This window comes from Planococcus chinensis (assembly GCF_042681545.1).
GTDB classification, from domain to species: Bacteria; Bacillota; Bacilli; order Bacillales_A; family Planococcaceae; genus Planococcus; species Planococcus chinensis.
This window is the reverse complement of the sequence record NZ_JBHUFW010000007.1, coordinates 71,493-87,145: the sequence shown is the minus strand read 5'-3', so window position 1 is coordinate 87,145 and position 15,653 is coordinate 71,493. Positions and strand designations below refer to the sequence as shown.

Below are 15,653 nucleotides of genomic sequence, written 5' to 3'. Positions count from 1 at the left end.
GGAAATATAAAAGGCGCAGTGGACTTTGGGTCCGCTGCGCCTTTTATTGAACACCCCCGATAGGAGCATCTTTATCTATTCATCTTCACGTTTCAATGCTTTTAATTGGTCGCTGTACTTGATAAATGCGTTTCGGTCGTTATTGTCCAGGGCTTCGTCGATGAGGGCCATCAATTGCTCTTCTTGCTGCGAACGGTGTACATGCTTTAGGAAAAGATCGAGATAAATATCGTTCAGCAGTTTTTCCGCTTCAGTCGTTTTCTTTGTCTGGGCCATCGCCTTCATGAAATCAGCATAAGAATAATAGTTTTCCATTCTTCATCACCCCGAATGCTTTTCATTAGTATACAATAAAAAAATTCAAAGGACAATCGTTTTTTGAAAATTCCAATGAATTAGACGTATTAGTTTTCAAGGGGTGTTTTTTCCATGCTCTTTTTCGGTTGTTTCATATGTATTTTCTTCTTGCTTCTGTTTTATAGCGCTTGCTTTTCCAACCGGCTGGTTCAGAACACAGAGCCTCGCGATCTTTCTGTGCCCTTCTTCAGCCGGCGTTTTCAGTTGCGCACCATTTTTTCAGAAAAATTTATATTTTCCATTTTAATGGATTGATTAATCTGATTTTTTCCTTATAATGTTATATATATAGTAAATTTGAGGGGTGTATTTTATTGGGTAGAAAGAATTATCAGCCCTTGTCCTATACGATTTGCAGCAACACGTATGCACTTTTACCGTATGTGGATGGCCATCGGAACTGGACTCGGGTAATTGAAGACCGCAGCGAATTTGTCGTGGAGGAATCGGTCTATAAAATCGTCAGTTCCTCCTGCACATTTTATAGAGGTTCGCTTGAAAGCGCCACACTCTATTCCCAAAAGGCCATCCGGGTCAAACACAAACCGCCGGTCATCATCGGCGAGTATTACGGCAATCCGCTGATTTTCTTTCCGACCCATTCGCCGAAGAACCGCGACTCGGTCTGGCTCAACTTCGATGCCGTCGAACTGATCGACAGCGACGACAGCGGCAAGGGAACCTTGATCCACTTGAGCAACGGCGCTATCGTGCCGCTTGATGTTTCGCCGATCGCCCTTCGGAACCAGCACTCGTTTGCAGGCTCGCTGCGAAGATTTTTCAAAAATGCCCAGCAAGTGCATAAGCACCAAATGGTTTATTTGACGAAGCGCAGATATCCGCCGAGAAAACAGCATCCGATGGATTGATGGAATGGAATACACGAGAGGCAGACTTCAGTCAGCCTCTTTTTTTGTCGTCTTTTCCGTTCATCGCATTTCCCGGTTTGCCATCGCCAGATACATCCGCAGAAGTTCCTCCACCCGGTTGCGCAGCCGCACATTCAGATAGCGCCGATGGTCTTCATAGCCCCCGTGGAAGAAGACGAACTCGGTGAACGTATCGTCGCGTGCGCCCTTGAACATTTTCATATGGTGCTTGCGCATATGGACCTTTGTTTCCTTCAGCTCCTGCTGCACGTGCCGGATCGCCCCTTCCACCAATTCCAGATACGGGCGGTTCAGCTTGAAAGACCCTTTTTCAAATAACAGGCGGTCGCGCTCCAGCACAATCAGCACCATCGGCAAATAAATCGCATTTTCGAAATGGACGATTTCCTCTTGTGAGATCAACGGCATGATTAACACCTCCTCAAAAGGGAACGTTTGTTCTCATTTTTAATTTTACCCTCATTTCTTGAAAATGCAAGAGCCCCCGGCAAATAAAAAAACCTGCGCCGGTTGCAGCACAGGCAGAACATTATTTGATCGAGCGGTAGACCCAGAGCGAGCCGACGAAAAATCCGGAAGAAACCCAGAGGTAAGGCTCGTTCCAAAACCATACCGATACCGAAATCCCGGCAAAGGACAACACAGTGAAGACGCCGGCCAGCATGCGGCTTTGGAGATTGCGCTGGTGTTCGCGCTCCCTGCCATCCCGGTTTTCCAGGTAATGGCGCATGCGCTCCGGTTCTTCCAGGTAATTGATGACTTTCTGAGGGAAGGCGCGCAACGGGCCGGAAGCATTGAGCACCCAGCGAAGGACATCTCCCCGCCCGAATACGCGCTTTTCTTCCTGCTGTGAAGACGCCCATTCAATGACACGCGGCCGTGCAAGCGCCAGCAAGTCGATGCCCGGATCGAGCACGTTGAGCACGCCGACAAAAATGGATGCCGCCCTTCCGAAGAAGGCGAACTCGGCCGGCAGCTGGACGGGCTGTGTGCGCACGATGTTCTGCATGTCCTTGAACAGCCGCTCCACGACAAAGCTGTCCATCTGCATCAATTCGTTCGATTCATAAGCGGCCACCAAGCGGGCGATAGTGTCCGCCAGCAGCTCGCGGTTCGCCTGCGGCAGCAGGAAGCGCAATTCTTCGAGGGCATCGAGCACTTGGTCGTAATTTTTGAAGATGATACCTTCGGCGATCCGCAGCACCGCCTGGGCGTCCTTTTTAGTAATGGTGCCGGTCATCCCGAAATCGATCAGCACAATGGTACCGTCCGGCTTCAGCAAGACATTGCCGCCGTGCGGATCGGCATGGAACTGTCCGCCGTACAGGACTTGTTCAAGAAACAGGATGAACAGGCGCTCCGCAATTTCGTGGCGGTCCAGTTCATGTTTTTCAATAAATGCCAGGTCAGTGATGCGCGCCCCTTCGATCCATTCCATGACCAGCACGCGGCGGGTCGACACTTCATCGAAATAGACCGGAAAACGGATGCCCTCCATCCCGGAAAAGCGGTCCGCAAATGACCGACCGCTCTGCAGCTCCTGGAGAAAATTCAATTCGGCGCCGATGGTTTCGGTCATTTCCCGCATCAATTGCGTAAAATTGATCTGCTTGGACAGCGGCGTGAACGTTTTCATAAACCAGATGACAATGCGCATGGCCTGAAAATCCGCCCGCAGCAGCCGGTCGGTTCCCGGCCGCTGGACTTTCAGTGCGACAATGGTGCCGTCTTTCAATACGCCTTTGTACACTTCCCCGATGGAAGCAGAAGCCACTGCGCTTGCTGACAGCTCGGACAAATAGCTTGTATAAGGAGAATTCCATTCGGATTCAAGCACGGAAACGATTTTTTCCCGCGCCACGGAAGGCACCCGGTCGGTCAGCCCTTCCAGCTCCTCGAGGAACGACGGCGGCATAATGTCTGCACGCGTGGACAGGAACTGTCCCATCTTGATCATCAGCCCGCCCAGTTTCAAGGCAAGCGTCTTGTACTGCTTGGCTTGCTTGGTGACGAGCCGGTTCCACTTCTCCTCGACGAGAGGATTCCAGGCACCGCGGTGGCGCCGTTGGAACAGCGTTGCTTGTGTATAGAATTTAATCGCCATGAAGACGATGCGATAAATACGGATAATCGAGATGCGGTTCATGAATAGGTCTCCTCCTCTCTGCGCTTTATTATAGAGCGGGATAGCGAAATAGTCCAAAAAATGGTATGTTTTCTATGGATGGAACTACATGAAGGGAGCATGGGAATGGACACAATTCATTATGAACAACAAGGTAATCTGGCCTTTATTACGCTCAACCGGCCGGACTCGATGAATGCATTCAATTACGATATGTTGACAGAGCTCGGCCAGGTCGTTGAAGCGATCCGCATCAATCCGGATATCCGGCTGGTGATCTTTACGGGGGCCGGCGAGAAAGCTTTCAGCGTGGGGGCCGACTTGAAAGAGCGGAAGACGCTGACAGAGCAGCATGTCAAACGGAACATCTACAAAATCGGCGAGGTGTTCTCGGCCATCGAAAACTTGCCGCAGCCGACCATCGCCATGATCAACGGTTTTGCGTTCGGAGGCGGAATGGAACTTGCCTTAGCGTGCGATTTCCGCATCATCGCGGATGACACGCTGCTCGGATTGACCGAGACAAGCCTAGCCATCATTCCGGGCGCCGGCGGAACCCAGCGCCTGCCGCGCCTGATCGGCGAAGCCAAAGCCATGGAATTGATTTTGACAGCGCGCCGCCTGAAGCCGGCAGAAGCACTGGACTACGGCTTGGTGACAAAAGTCGCCCCGCGCGCCTCGCTCATCGAAACGACGGGCGAATTCGCCGATTTGATGCTCGCCAATGGGCCGATTGCCTTGCAGCAGGCGAAGTTCGCCATCAAGAATGGCATGAACGCCGATTTGCAGACCGGTCTTCACATCGAACGGAAAGCCTACGAGCTGACCATTCCGACAGAAGACCGCGTCGAAGCGCTCATCGCATTCGGCGAGAAACGGAAACCGGTTTTTAAAGGGAAATAAGCAGCCGCCCAAAGCCACTGTTCGCTAAAGCCAAATCCTAGGAGGGTATTCTATGAAACCGTTAATCGTCTATTACTCCCATTCAGGAAACAACGAAAAATTGGCTCTAGAACTGCGGGACAGAATCGCCTGTGACATGTACGAGATCAAGGAGAAGAAGAAACGGAAAGACCTTTCCATTTTTATCGATTTCCTGGTGAAGCGTAATTCGCGCCTTGCCCCGCTTGATTTTGATCCAAGCGGCTACGGGCCGATCATTTTGCTGGCGCCGATCTGGGCCGGGAAAATCGCTGCGCCGATGCGTACATTCATCAAACAGGAGAAGGATAAACTGACGGATTATTCCTTTATCACCTTATGCAGCGGCGCGGCTGGCCAGCGGGAAAAGATAACTGCTGAACTGGCCGCGCTGACGCCGCATAAACCGGCAGCGGTGGCAGAGCTGTGGGTCAACAACCTGCTCCCTGAAGAACAGCGCAATAAAATCAAATACGCCACCAACTTCCGTGTCCAAAAAGAGCACATGAAGCAATTTGATGACGAGATCCGCTTCTTCATCGAAATGGCGTTGCATACCAAAAAAGAAGGAGCGCCTCTTTGAGGCGTTCCTTTTTTCAATTCTACAGGCAGGTGTTCTCTTCAATTCTTCAATTCTTCAATTCTTCAAAGCAGCCAATCAAGCAGGTTGGCTGCTCAGACTGTAGACAAAGTTTAATTGTGTTGAATAGAGAAGTATAAGCCCGACAGAGCTGGCCACTTCGCTTTCCATGGGCTCGGCTTCAGTCTCCTCGTCACTGAAAAACCATGCTCCTGCAGTGCTGCGCACTTCGTCGCAAAGACTTGGCCTCGCAAGCTTCGGCCAATGTCTTTCCTGCGGTGCCTTAAGCTCGAGCTGGTCCCATAGGAGTCTCGTGGCCAGCCCTGTCGGAAGCGTCACCTGTATCTAAAAGAGACGATTAGGATATTGATTCTGCTTTGACCTACTGAGTGTAAGCCGCTAGCTTCTGGATCCACAACGGAAGGCGGCGACTCCAGCGGGATAGCGAAGTGCCGAAATCCACTCGGACGCCAGTCCGAGTTAGTTCGGCGCAAGCCTGCGGAACGCGTCCGCCTGCAGTGGAGGATCCGTACGGATTCGTCTAAATACATAATTATACTTTTATAGAAAGAAATATACTCTATCTATAAACTCAGCAGCCAATCAAGCGGATTGGCTGCTTTTTTGTTCACTTCTTGCTTGATCCTTTGATAAAATAATTATAAATACCTATTATTAAAAATATTTTTATTCAATAAATTTAATTCGTAGTTCAATTGTATGTCTAAAAAGTGAATTATATGGGTATCTCTCTACTAACTGCACTTGTGGAAAGGCAAAAGTCTGATTTCCCCATCCGCCTAAACATACACAGGAGGTGAAACATGATAACGGCTGAAACGCATGCTCCTTTAAAGATGCCTGTCTGGGCCCTTGGCATTCTGAATGTTCTTGATGGATTGCTGACGTTCTTCGGGCTTACCTTCGGCTTTATCACCGAAGGGAATCCACTGCTCAGCTCGCTCTCGCCTTTTTCCATTTTGTCGATCAAGCTGCTGCTGTCTGTCTGCCTGTTCGCCCTGCTTTTTACACCGTTCATCTTCATCCGCTCCCGCCATTGGCGCTACTTGTTGTTTTCCGCTAACGCTCTCTACTCCATGATCTTGTTCCTGCATGCAGGCTGGCTCGCCCTCATTGTCATCGCCTGAAGACCTGCGCCAGCACGCGCAAAGACGCCCGGCTGCTGCCGGGCGTCTTTTAGTTGGTTTCTATAAATGTTTTTCCATCCATCCGGTAATCTGCTCCAGGCGGACAAAGCGCAAGTTCGGCTTGCCGGTGCGGGAAAGGTTGTGGTCCGCCTCCGGGAAGCGGACGAATTCCGTCTCTTTCCCCATGCTCTTCAGTGTCACATACAGCTGCTCGGACTGTTCGATTGGGCAGCGGTAATCGTTCTCTGAATGGAGGATCAATAACGGGGTGTTGACATCTTTGGCGTATTTCAATGGTGAATGTGCCCATAATTTCTCGACATCGCCCATATCCGCGCCGATCTGCCAGTCGCTGAAATAATAGCCGATGTCCGAAACGCCGAAGAACGATACCCAGTTGGAGATCGAGCGCTGGGTGACAGCCGCTTTGAACCGGTCCGTATGGCCGACGATCCAGTTGGTCATGAATCCGCCGTAGCTGCCGCCGGTGACGCCGAGGCGTTCCGCATCGATCCAGCTGTGTTCATCGATCATTGCTTGGAGCGACGCCATGATGTCTTCGTAATCCGCACCGCCGTAATCGCCGCGCACTGCATCGACGAATTGCTGGCTGTAGCCGTGGCTGCCGCGCGGATTGACATACAGCACCCCGAAACCGCGGGCTGCAAGCAGCTGCATTTCATGGACGAACGTGTTCGCATACATGGCATGCGGACCGCCGTGGATATTGACGACAAGCGGATATTTCCCCCCTTCCGCAAAACCGCGCGGCTTCATGAGCCAGCCGTGTACGTCCCAGTCATTCGCTCCTTTCGCGATGACCGATTCCGGCTGGATCAATTCAGTTTCCTCCAGATAGGTTTTATTGAAAGCAGTCAACGCTTCGCGTTCGCCTGTCGCAATGATCAATTTGTACAATTCACCCGGGTTGACCGGATTGCTGATGGCGGCAACCGCAAAGGTTCCATCCCGTGAAACGTCGTATCCGTAGACATGCTCCATCTCCGGTGACGCCGGATATACCGCGCCGTCAAGCGAAGCGAAATACAGCCGCACATCGCCCATTGCTGACACTTGGAAATACAGGTGATCATCTTTGGTCCAGACGAGCGCAGGGGCAGCTGCCGCCTGCTGGTGGTCGGCAACGACGTAATCGCCAACCGGGGCATCGATGCCTTCTGTCAGGCCGAAGCGTGTTTCGGCACTGATGTCGTACACGTACACTTCCGTGTGCGTAGCATTTTCGAATCGGCGTGTGCTGCCGATAAACGCGATTTTTGTGTCATCGAACGAGAACGCCGCACCGTCGAAATAGCCTTCTTCATCGCCGATCAGGGTTTCCTCTTTTGAATCCGTGTTGTATAAGTAGAGAGGCTGGCGTAATACGAAATCGAGGTTCTCTTCGCGGGTCACGCCGTAGACGAGTTTTTTGCCGTCATGCGAGACAGCTTCAAGCGTGTAATTGAAATCGCCTTCGGTCAGCTGCTCCGTTTCCTTCGTCTCCACATCAACCCATCCGATATGGCGATGCACATCCTGCGGCAGCAAGCCCATGCCGTCCATCTTGTATTTCAGTTTGTTGACAAATACCGGCTCCGGTTTTTTCTTTTCGTCTTTTTCTTCTTTCTCAGAGAACGCTTGGCCACTCTTAACCAGCGCATCAAACCAGATTTTTTTGCCGTCCGGCGACCAGCGGAACGCATTGACGCCCCTTTCGAAATCGGTCAATGCCCGTGCTTCGCCGCCGCTTGCCGGCATGGCGTACAATTGCTTTTTCTCGTCGCGCGTCGAGAGAAACGCCACTTGGCTGCCGTCTTCCGACCATTGCGGTGAAGAAACCCGCTCCTTGCCATGGGTCCATTGCGTAATCTTTCCAGTAGCCAGGTCTCCGTGGAACAGATGCCCTATGTATGTATTTTCTTCTTCATCCATCATCGTCCGGACGAACAGCACCTGCGTGCCGTCCGGCGAAATCTTCGGGTCGGTCACCGATTCCAGAACTGTAAGGTCTTTTATGTCCACCGCTTTTTTTGCCATTTTGATTCCTCCCTAGGAATATATTTCGATTGCCGCAATAGTTGCTCCTCTAACTATAAGGAAAACTGTCGGGCTATTCAATCAAATACGTCCACAAAAGAAAAAACGGCTTAGGCTGCAAGAGCCTAAACCGGATTTATCATCTATTCATGGCCTGGTCTTTCAAAGAACGGCGCAGGATTTTTCCTGTCGTGTTCTTCGGCAGATCTTCAAGGACTTCGAAGTTGCGTGGCACTTTGTATTTCGCCAGATGCTCAGCGCAATAAGTGCGTAGGTCTTCCACCGATACCGATGGGTCTTTCAGGACGACATAGGCATTGACTTCTTCTCCGAAATTCGGATCCGGCAAACCGACAACTGCGGCTTCCAGGATTCCCGGATGGGCGAACAGCACTTCTTCGACTTCACGCGGATAGACGTTATAGCCGCCGACAATGATCATGTCTTTTTTCCGGTCGACGATGAAGAAATAGCCTTCTTCATCGACGCGCGCCAAATCGCCGGTGTAGAGCCAGCCGTCACGGAGCGCTGAAGCGGTTTCTTCCGGCATCTTATAATAGCCTTTCATGACGTTCGGGCCGCGGACGATCAATTCGCCGACTTCACCGACCGGCACTTCTTCGCCCAGCTCGTTGACGACTTTGTTTTCAACATTGACGATGGATGTACCGATTGAACCCGCCTTGCGTTCACGGTCGATCGGGTTGAAGCATGTAACCGGCGATGCTTCGGACAAACCATAGCCTTCAGAGATGCGGACATTGAACTTGTCCTCAAAGTTATGGAGCAATGCAACCGGCATTGCGGAGCCTCCGGAAATCGCCAGGCGCACGGATGCGAAATCTTCCGGCTGAGCTTCCGGGAACTGGTACATGAAATTGAACATGGTCGGCACGCCGGCAAACACGGTGGCCCCTTGCGACTTGATGGCTTCGAACACTTCTTTTGGATTGAAGCGCGGAACCAGGATGATCGTCGCTCCCATCAAAAGCGGCGCATTGACGACTACGGTCAGCGCGAAAACGTGGAAGACCGGCAAGGTCGCAACAATCCGGTCATCTTCTCGCATCTGCAAGTAAACGCCGACGTCGCGTGCATTCGAATAAAGATTCGCATGCGTCAGCATCGCGCCTTTCGGCTTCCCGGTGGTTCCGGAGGTGTAAAGGATGACCGCTACATCATCATCCGCTACTGCTACCGCTTGTTCGACAGCCGGAGAAGCCATCAACAGGCGCGTGAACGAATGGACTTTCGGCTTGACGGCATCCGGCAGCTGCGCCATTTTTTCGGCAGCCGAAGGATCGGTTTCACAGATGATGTAAGCGCCGACATTCGGCAGCGCACCATGCGCTTTTTCGACGAGCGGCAACAGCATGTCCAGCGCAATGACCGCTTTGGCATCGCTGTCTTTGACTATGTAAGCGATTTCATCCGGTGTATAGATAGGGTTGATCGGTACGGCTGTCGCCCCTACGCGCATCGTAGCGTATAAAGCGATCATAAAATGCGGCGTGTTGCCAAGCAGAAATGCCACATGGTCCCCTTTTTGTACCCCAAGGTCCTGCAGTGCGCCGGCGAATTTTGCGACCGATCCGTCAAATTCCCCGTAAGACGTATCTTTCCCCATAAAGTGGTATGCGGTTTTACCCGGATTCTGTTGTGAAATTTCATGAACACGGTTAACTAGAGTCATCTTCCATCCCTCTTTCGTATTGAATGAATCCTCATTCATAATTGGCGCTGTTTTCATTATAAAATAAATGTTCAGACAATACAACAAGCACCGTAAAATTTACGATGCTTGCAGATGGTCGATATAGCGCCAGCGGATAAGGAAAAAATAAAGGATTTGAGCCACTGTAAAGCCGCTCAATACCACTACCATCTCCCCCAGGATTGACAGTTCCGCGAATTCGTCCCACACCACTTGGAGCGAGACAAAGGCGAATGTACTGTGCAGGAGCGCCAGGCCCCAGGGCAGGAAAAATTGGGGGATCAGCTGGCGGTTGACGATTTTGCGCAGTTCCTTGTCGGTCATGCCGAGGCGGACGAGCAGCGCATATTGCTTCCGGTCACGCTCGAGGCCGGTATACAGTTTAAAGTAGATGAAACTGCCTGCTGCCAGCAAAAAGACGGCAGCGACCATCACGCCGATAAACAGCAAGATGGCAAAGGATGATTTGAAGAGCCGGTAATCTTCCCCGGGATTGACAAAAAAGAAATTCAATCCGGTGAAGTTGCCCTCTTCGACCGCCCTGTCCATCATGGCGGTCAATTCATCGCCGACAAGGACCGTCTTATCCCATTCCGGAATATCGAAAGCATAATAGGTGAACGTCGATTCGCCATCGCCGAAACCGGAAAGCGGCTTATTGATGGCCGCGTAGTCGAGGTCATTGACCACGATGCTGTTGAAGTTCACCGTATTGACCGGCAGCATGACGTGCGGATACACCTCGTCAATCGACAAGGCGATATCGCTTTCCATCAGGACCGTGTCCGTGCGGCTTTCGCCCAATTCCTTCAGCGACTCTTTCGAATACGGGATGAAGAGTCCTTTGCCCCGTTCGGGCGATACTGGATCAAAGCCGAGTGTCACAGCGAGGCGGTTGAAGTCTGATGCCCGTACAATGTCGACATCATTGCCGGTCATGGTGGAGGTCTGGCGTTTGATGATCAGCGGAACCAGGTCATAAGACAGCCCTTTTTCTTCCAGCTCGGAAATAAGGGATTCGACATGCTGCTGTTCCTCGTCATTTCCGCTGAACGAAATGTAGATCAGCCCGAGCGGATTGGATTCCCGGAAATCTCCCGTGTACGACATGAACGAAGCCAGCGTTCCCACTGTCAGAAATGCCACAGTCGATACGATGGTGACAATGAAAAACATCTGGGCGCTGTCTTTTAGCTTCACTGACGCTTCAGCAAGCGAGACGAGGCGCGTTTTATGCCAGTACACCCCTTTTTTCCGCTTGTACAGGTTCAGCAGTGTATGGATGGAATGCGTGAAAAACAGATAAGTCCCAAGCGTCGCGAGCGGCGGAATGATGACTGCCATCGTATAGACCGTTTCGTCGGTGACAATTGCCGCCAGCCCATAAGCTATCGCCAACAACAGAAAGCCTAGCGCCGACAGCCATTTGGATGCCGGGGTCACTTCTTCGGTTTTCCAATAGCCCTGAAGCAGATCCAGAATCCCTTTAGTGCGGACAAATGCCACACTGATGATGGAAATAATGATGAACAGGCTCGCAAAAGCGCCGATTGTCAGCGCAAACGGCTTCCACGATACATAAAGCGGCAAGGATTCCAATTGCATGATTTCCCGGCCAATCATGAAAAAGAACTTCGAGAAAGCGAAGCCGAGCACGATGCCGGCAACCGTTGAGACCGTGCCGAGAATCATCGTCTCAAAAAAGACGAGTTTGTTCAGCTGTTTTTTCGTCATGCCCAAGTGCATCAGGATGCCAAACTCTTTCGAGCGGGCCTGCAAAAAGGCGCTCATCGAATAAAACAAAAAGAATAGCGTGAAAATATATAGTACGACTTCTGCGATGAACATGCCGCGCACAGCCAGCTGCTGCAGCCCGTCCTCTTCAAACAAGGGATGGAAGATGAACATCGAATACACAAAAAACACCATCACCGAGAAGACGCTCGCCAAAAAGAACGCGGCATAGCTTCTGCGGTTGCGGAAGACATTACGGTAAGCGAGTTGCCGAAAGGTCATTCACGTTCCCTCCCAGCAAGGATAAGACATTCAAGATTTTCTGGTAGAATGTCTGGCGGACATCGCCGCCGTAGATTTCATTGAAAAATTCGCCGTCCTTGATGAACAGCACCCGGTCGCAATAGCTTGCGGCAATCGGGTCATGTGTCACCATGACGATGGTCGCGCCTTCTTTGCTGACTCCTGACAGCAATTCCATGACGTCCCGGGAGGCCTTTGAATCTAGGTTCCCGGTCGGTTCGTCGGCCAAAATGATTGCCGGCTGGTGGATCAGGGCACGGCCGATTGCCGTGCGCTGCGCTTCCCCTCCCGATATCTCATTCGGGCGCTTGTGGAGCAGCGGCACCAATCCGAGCTTCTGCGCAAGGTTCAGTACACGCGCGGCCATCTCATCCGTCGGCACATAATCGAGCGTGAGCGGCAGCACCATGTTTTCCTCGACCGTCAGCATCTGCAGAAGATTGAAGTCCTGGAAAATGAAGCCGAGCTTCCGGCGCCTGAACAGCGCCAAGTCGTTTTTGCCAAGCCGGTGGGGATCGACGCCATCGATCAGAATCTCTCCGGCCGTCAGGCTGTCAATGGTGGAAATCACATTCAAAAGCGTCGTCTTTCCGCTCCCGGAAGGCCCCATGACTGCCAGGAATTCGCCTTGTTCCACTTCAAAGCTCAATTGGTTAAGCGCCCGGTGCGTCACTTTCCCCTCGTACACCTTGGTCACTTCGTCTATTTTCAATAACGGCATGTTCTTCTCCCCCTGATGCGGTGTCTTGGTTGCGGAACAGGACGGATACCGTTGTCCCTTTTCCATCTTCTGAAGAAATGGACAGTTGATGCCCTAATTTCACGCAGACTTCTTTGGCCAGATACAAGCCCATGCCGGTCGACTCGCCAGTCTTGCGGCCATTTTCCCCGGTGAAGAACGCTTTGGTCACGCGCGGCAGATCGGATGCCGGGATGCCAATGCCTTCATCGCGGATCGAGAGCAATGCACTTCCCTCATGGCATTCCGCTTTGATCAGCACTTTCTTGTCCGGTTCAAACGTATATTTGAGCGCATTGGTCAGCAGCTGCCCCAGAATGAACTTCATCCACTTCCGGTCCGTCGCCACTACATACTGTCCGTCTACATCAATTTCCGGATACACGCGCTTGGAAATGAACAGGCGCTTGTTTTCATTGACCACCTCCGAGACAATCCCCCGCAGCTCCACTTTTTCGATATGCATGTCTTCCTCGAACGTATCAAGGCGGGCGTTCATCAACACGGTATCGAGCCCTGCTTTTAGACGGTCGACTTCTTCACGCACACTGTTTTTATCCAGTTCACCCGGTTCCTGCAAGAGGAGCTGCATAACCGACAGCGGCGTCTTCATCTGGTGGACCCATTGGTTCATGAATTGAAGGTGGCGCTTTTGCGAGGCATACAGCGCCTGTGCTTCGTTCTGGTAGAGCCGGTAGATTTCCTGAAGGTACTTTTCAGCTTGCAGTTCTTCGGGCGCTTTGCCTTCGCGTTGCAGCGCATGCTCCATCGTCTCCGGCATTGTCAGGATTTTTTGGTAGTAGCGGTAGCGTTTGGTGAATCTCGCAGCGAGGAAAAGCATCACGAGGACAGTGCTGATGACGAACGAGTAGATGGCTGTGTCCAGGTTGCGGAATCCGTCCAGCCAGTAAAGCGCCATGATAAATGCGACAAGCCCGGCCTGGAAGACGATGAAGGCCGCATGTTCTTTGAAAAACAAACGCAGCATTACAGTTCCTCCTCAGCGATCAGCAGCCGGTACCCGGAGCCGCGGACTGTTTCAATGACCGACTGGACACCGTAATCCGCCAACTTTTTCCGGACGCGCGTCATATTGACATTCAACGTATTTTCATCCACAAAGGTCTGATCATCCCATAGCTCTTCCAGCAATTGCTCCCGCGTGACCACTTTCGGGTAATGGGCGAGCAGCAGTTCCATAATCGTGCATTCCTTTTTCTGCAGCGGAATGGTGTCCGTTTTCACCTGAAGTTCCATGCGTTCCAAGAAAAGAATCAGGCGCCCCGCTTTCACTGAACGCTCTTCCTGCTTCGGCGCATACTCCCCGTATGCCCGGCGCAAATGGCTCTTTATTTTTGCAAGGACGATTTCGTAATGGAAAGGTTTCGTGATGAAATCGTCCCCGCCGTTTTCAAGTGCGAAAACCTGGTCCATCTCGCCGGAACGGGCGGAGATGAACAGGATCGGGCATGTCGACAGCTGGCGCAGCTGGCGGCACCAATAATAGCCGTCATAGGAGGGCAGGTTGATGTCGAGCAGCACCATATGGGGATCAAACGCTTCGAATTCTTCCAGAATCCGATCAAAGTCTTTAGCGGTCTCCACTTCGTAATGGTATTTGCGCAGCGTTTCCGCCAGCATGGCCGCAATCTTCAAATCGTCTTCCACGATGAATATCCGTCTGTTTGCCATATCGGTTCCCCCTTCCTGTTTTCCTTCCATTCTAACAAAAGAGCCTGCTCATTAGCAGGCTCTTCACTAATTCTTAATAAATTAATTTGAGGAACTCTTCTTTCGTGATGCCGCCGAGATATTTCGGAATATCGAATCCGCTGATCGCTTCATCAAGCGCAGCGCGCTCGTACTTGACGCCTGTGATGGCCTCCTCGATTTCCGAGACATCGCCCACGCCGAAAAAGTCGCCGTAGATGCTGGCATCCTGGACAGTGCCGTTCTCGACCTGAAGACGGACATCGATACCGCCGACCGGGAAGCGGTGCGAATGCTTGACATTGAACTTCGGCGATTTGCCGTAATTCCAGTCCCAGTTGCCGTAGCGCTCTTTTGAAATTTCATGGATGCCGGCCCAATCCTGCTCCGTCAATTCATAATACCGGACGTTTTCTTCGCCATCAAAAATCGAATGCAGGATGGCAGAACGGAATTCCGTAACAGACATCGGGTTCTCAAGAAACTCGGAAATGTTCGCGACGCGGCTGCGGATCGACTTGATGCCTTTCGACTCGATTTTTTCCTTGCTGACTTTTAGCGCCGATACAACGGCCTCCACTTCGGTATCAAACAGCAGCGTTCCATGGCTGTACATGCGTCCGCGCGTCGAGAATTGCGCGTTGCCCGAAATCTTCCGGCCTTCCGCCATCAAGTCGTTGCGGCCCGAAAGCTCAGCGTTGACGCCTAGGCTTTGAAGCGCTTGAACCACCGGCTCGGTGAACTTGCGGAAATTGCGGAAGCTGTTGCCGTCATCTATGGTAATAAAGCTGTAGTTCAGGTTGCCGTGGTCATGGTAGACCGCACCGCCGCCGGAAAGCCGGCGCACGACATGGATACCGTTAGAATCCACATAATCCGTATTGATCTCCTCTGCTGTGTTCTGGTTCTTGCCGATGATGATGGAAGGCTCATTGATATAGAACAGCAGGAACGGATCTTTCTCAACATCCATATTCTTCAATAAATATTCTTCGATGGCCAAATTGATGCGCGGGTCAGTAATGCCGTTATTGTCTACGAAATACATGATTTCTCTCCTTTTACGTACGGTTCTTCCTCTATTTTAACGGATAATTTGAAAAAGTTCACGGTTAAGGGTTGACGGATCGAAACTGTTATAATACACTTCTATAAACACCAACAGTACTATAACAAAAAGGAGTGGAGAAAATGATTGAAAATGTCGTAGAATTTTTCAAAAACCTGCCCCCTAAACAATGTACAACTTGTGGAGAAAAAATCGATGAACAGCATGAATGCTACGGAAGCCAATGTGATTCCTGCAATAATCTCTAAATAACGAAAGCCGCCTGTGGGATTCACGGGCGGCTTTCAGCTTGTTGAGAAAGATATAAATTTCCAGTCTTTTACTTC

General features: G+C 51.4%; 15 protein-coding genes. 5 read left to right on the top strand and 10 right to left on the bottom strand.

Annotated elements, in window-relative coordinates:
* Positions 1 to 75: 75 nt before the first annotated feature.
* Entirely contained in the window at positions 76 to 315 is a 240-nt protein-coding gene (locus ACFSDB_RS10370; RefSeq protein ID WP_204893013.1) for an IDEAL domain-containing protein, read from the bottom strand.
* A 356-nt stretch (positions 316 to 671) separates the two neighbouring features.
* On the opposite strand from ACFSDB_RS10370, the gene ACFSDB_RS10365 reads away from it, so the two are divergent.
* Positions 672 to 1,226 (top strand): competence protein ComK, encoded by a 555-nt coding sequence (locus ACFSDB_RS10365; protein WP_204893012.1) that lies wholly within the window; start codon positions 672 to 674, stop codon positions 1,224 to 1,226.
* Between the two features lie 60 nt (positions 1,227 to 1,286).
* On the opposite strand, the gene ACFSDB_RS10360 is transcribed toward ACFSDB_RS10365, so the two are convergent.
* Positions 1,287 to 1,655 carry a YhjD family protein gene (locus ACFSDB_RS10360; RefSeq protein WP_204893011.1) on the bottom strand — a complete coding sequence of 123 codons (369 nt, stop codon included), beginning with the start codon at positions 1,653 to 1,655 and terminating at the stop codon, positions 1,287 to 1,289.
* A gap of 121 nt (positions 1,656 to 1,776) precedes the next feature.
* A complete protein-coding gene (locus tag ACFSDB_RS10355; RefSeq protein ID WP_204893010.1) occupies positions 1,777 to 3,393 on the bottom strand; it encodes an ABC1 kinase family protein in 1,617 nt (538 codons plus the stop codon).
* 105 nt (positions 3,394 to 3,498) lie between these two features.
* Between ACFSDB_RS10355 and ACFSDB_RS10350 the strand changes: the two genes are divergently transcribed.
* The 3 genes from ACFSDB_RS10350 (at position 3,499) to ACFSDB_RS10340 (ending at position 6,021) form a co-directional block, all read left to right on the top strand.
* Positions 3,499 to 4,275: an enoyl-CoA hydratase-related protein gene (locus ACFSDB_RS10350; protein ID WP_204893009.1), complete on the top strand. Its 777-nt coding sequence runs from the start codon at positions 3,499 to 3,501 to the stop codon at positions 4,273 to 4,275.
* A gap of 52 nt (positions 4,276 to 4,327) precedes the next feature.
* A complete protein-coding gene (locus tag ACFSDB_RS10345) occupies positions 4,328 to 4,876 on the top strand; it encodes a flavodoxin family protein (protein WP_204893008.1) in 549 nt (182 codons plus the stop codon).
* An 821-nt stretch (positions 4,877 to 5,697) separates the two neighbouring features.
* On the top strand, positions 5,698 to 6,021 hold the full coding sequence (locus ACFSDB_RS10340; protein WP_204893007.1) for a DUF5658 family protein: 324 nt from the start codon (positions 5,698 to 5,700) through the stop codon (positions 6,019 to 6,021).
* Between the two features lie 60 nt (positions 6,022 to 6,081).
* Here the strand turns inward: ACFSDB_RS10340 and ACFSDB_RS10335 are convergent, their stop codons facing one another.
* The 7 genes from ACFSDB_RS10335 to ACFSDB_RS10305 form a co-directional block, all read right to left on the bottom strand.
* Positions 6,082 to 8,058 carry a S9 family peptidase gene (locus tag ACFSDB_RS10335; RefSeq protein WP_204893006.1) on the bottom strand — a complete coding sequence of 659 codons (1,977 nt, stop codon included), beginning with the start codon at positions 8,056 to 8,058 and terminating at the stop codon, positions 6,082 to 6,084.
* Between the two features lie 139 nt (positions 8,059 to 8,197).
* Positions 8,198 to 9,751 carry a fatty acid--CoA ligase family protein gene (locus ACFSDB_RS10330; protein WP_204893005.1) on the bottom strand — a complete coding sequence of 518 codons (1,554 nt, stop codon included), beginning with the start codon at positions 9,749 to 9,751 and terminating at the stop codon, positions 8,198 to 8,200.
* A 99-nt stretch (positions 9,752 to 9,850) separates the two neighbouring features.
* Positions 9,851 to 11,788: an FtsX-like permease family protein gene (locus ACFSDB_RS10325; protein WP_204893004.1), complete on the bottom strand. Its 1,938-nt coding sequence runs from the start codon at positions 11,786 to 11,788 to the stop codon at positions 9,851 to 9,853.
* The gene (locus tag ACFSDB_RS10320; RefSeq protein WP_204893003.1) at positions 11,760 to 12,530 is read right to left on the bottom strand and encodes an ABC transporter ATP-binding protein; all 771 of its coding nucleotides are present in this window, start codon (positions 12,528 to 12,530) and stop codon (positions 11,760 to 11,762) included. The genes ACFSDB_RS10325 and ACFSDB_RS10320 overlap by 29 nt, the downstream gene beginning before the upstream one ends.
* The gene (locus ACFSDB_RS10315) at positions 12,463 to 13,536 is read right to left on the bottom strand and encodes a sensor histidine kinase (RefSeq protein ID WP_204893002.1); all 1,074 of its coding nucleotides are present in this window, start codon (positions 13,534 to 13,536) and stop codon (positions 12,463 to 12,465) included. Before ACFSDB_RS10315 ends, ACFSDB_RS10320 begins: the two co-directional genes overlap by 68 nt.
* On the bottom strand, positions 13,536 to 14,240 hold the full coding sequence (locus ACFSDB_RS10310; RefSeq protein ID WP_204893001.1) for a winged helix-turn-helix domain-containing protein: 705 nt from the start codon (positions 14,238 to 14,240) through the stop codon (positions 13,536 to 13,538). The genes ACFSDB_RS10315 and ACFSDB_RS10310 overlap by 1 nt, the downstream gene beginning before the upstream one ends.
* A gap of 73 nt (positions 14,241 to 14,313) precedes the next feature.
* Positions 14,314 to 15,306 carry a lipoate--protein ligase gene (locus tag ACFSDB_RS10305; protein WP_204893000.1) on the bottom strand — a complete coding sequence of 331 codons (993 nt, stop codon included), beginning with the start codon at positions 15,304 to 15,306 and terminating at the stop codon, positions 14,314 to 14,316.
* A 143-nt stretch (positions 15,307 to 15,449) separates the two neighbouring features.
* Here ACFSDB_RS10305 and yhfH point away from each other — a divergent pair, with 143 nt between their 5' ends.
* On the top strand, positions 15,450 to 15,575 hold the full coding sequence (gene yhfH, locus ACFSDB_RS10300) for a protein YhfH (RefSeq protein WP_204892999.1): 126 nt from the start codon (positions 15,450 to 15,452) through the stop codon (positions 15,573 to 15,575).
* Positions 15,576 to 15,653 lie beyond the last annotated feature (78 nt).

Coding starts and splice junctions, on each gene's coding strand:
- ACFSDB_RS10370 (WP_204893013.1), bottom strand. CDS start 315: ATGGAAAACTATTATTCTTATGCTGATTTCATGAAGGCGATGGCCCAG.
- ACFSDB_RS10360 (WP_204893011.1), bottom strand. CDS start 1,655: ATGCCGTTGATCTCACAAGAGGAAATCGTCCATTTCGAAAATGCGATT.
- ACFSDB_RS10355 (WP_204893010.1), bottom strand. CDS start 3,393: ATGAACCGCATCTCGATTATCCGTATTTATCGCATCGTCTTCATGGCG.
- ACFSDB_RS10350 (WP_204893009.1), top strand. CDS start 3,499: ATGGACACAATTCATTATGAACAACAAGGTAATCTGGCCTTTATTACG.
- ACFSDB_RS10345 (WP_204893008.1), top strand. CDS start 4,328: ATGAAACCGTTAATCGTCTATTACTCCCATTCAGGAAACAACGAAAAA.
- ACFSDB_RS10340 (WP_204893007.1), top strand. CDS start 5,698: ATGATAACGGCTGAAACGCATGCTCCTTTAAAGATGCCTGTCTGGGCC.
- ACFSDB_RS10335 (WP_204893006.1), bottom strand. CDS start 8,058: ATGGCAAAAAAAGCGGTGGACATAAAAGACCTTACAGTTCTGGAATCG.
- ACFSDB_RS10330 (WP_204893005.1), bottom strand. CDS start 9,751: ATGACTCTAGTTAACCGTGTTCATGAAATTTCACAACAGAATCCGGGT.
- ACFSDB_RS10325 (WP_204893004.1), bottom strand. CDS start 11,788: ATGACCTTTCGGCAACTCGCTTACCGTAATGTCTTCCGCAACCGCAGA.
- ACFSDB_RS10320 (WP_204893003.1), bottom strand. CDS start 12,530: ATGCCGTTATTGAAAATAGACGAAGTGACCAAGGTGTACGAGGGGAAA.
- ACFSDB_RS10315 (WP_204893002.1), bottom strand. CDS start 13,536: ATGCTGCGTTTGTTTTTCAAAGAACATGCGGCCTTCATCGTCTTCCAG.
- ACFSDB_RS10310 (WP_204893001.1), bottom strand. CDS start 14,240: ATGGCAAACAGACGGATATTCATCGTGGAAGACGATTTGAAGATTGCG.
- ACFSDB_RS10305 (WP_204893000.1), bottom strand. CDS start 15,306: ATGTATTTCGTAGACAATAACGGCATTACTGACCCGCGCATCAATTTG.
- yhfH (WP_204892999.1), top strand. CDS start 15,450: ATGATTGAAAATGTCGTAGAATTTTTCAAAAACCTGCCCCCTAAACAA.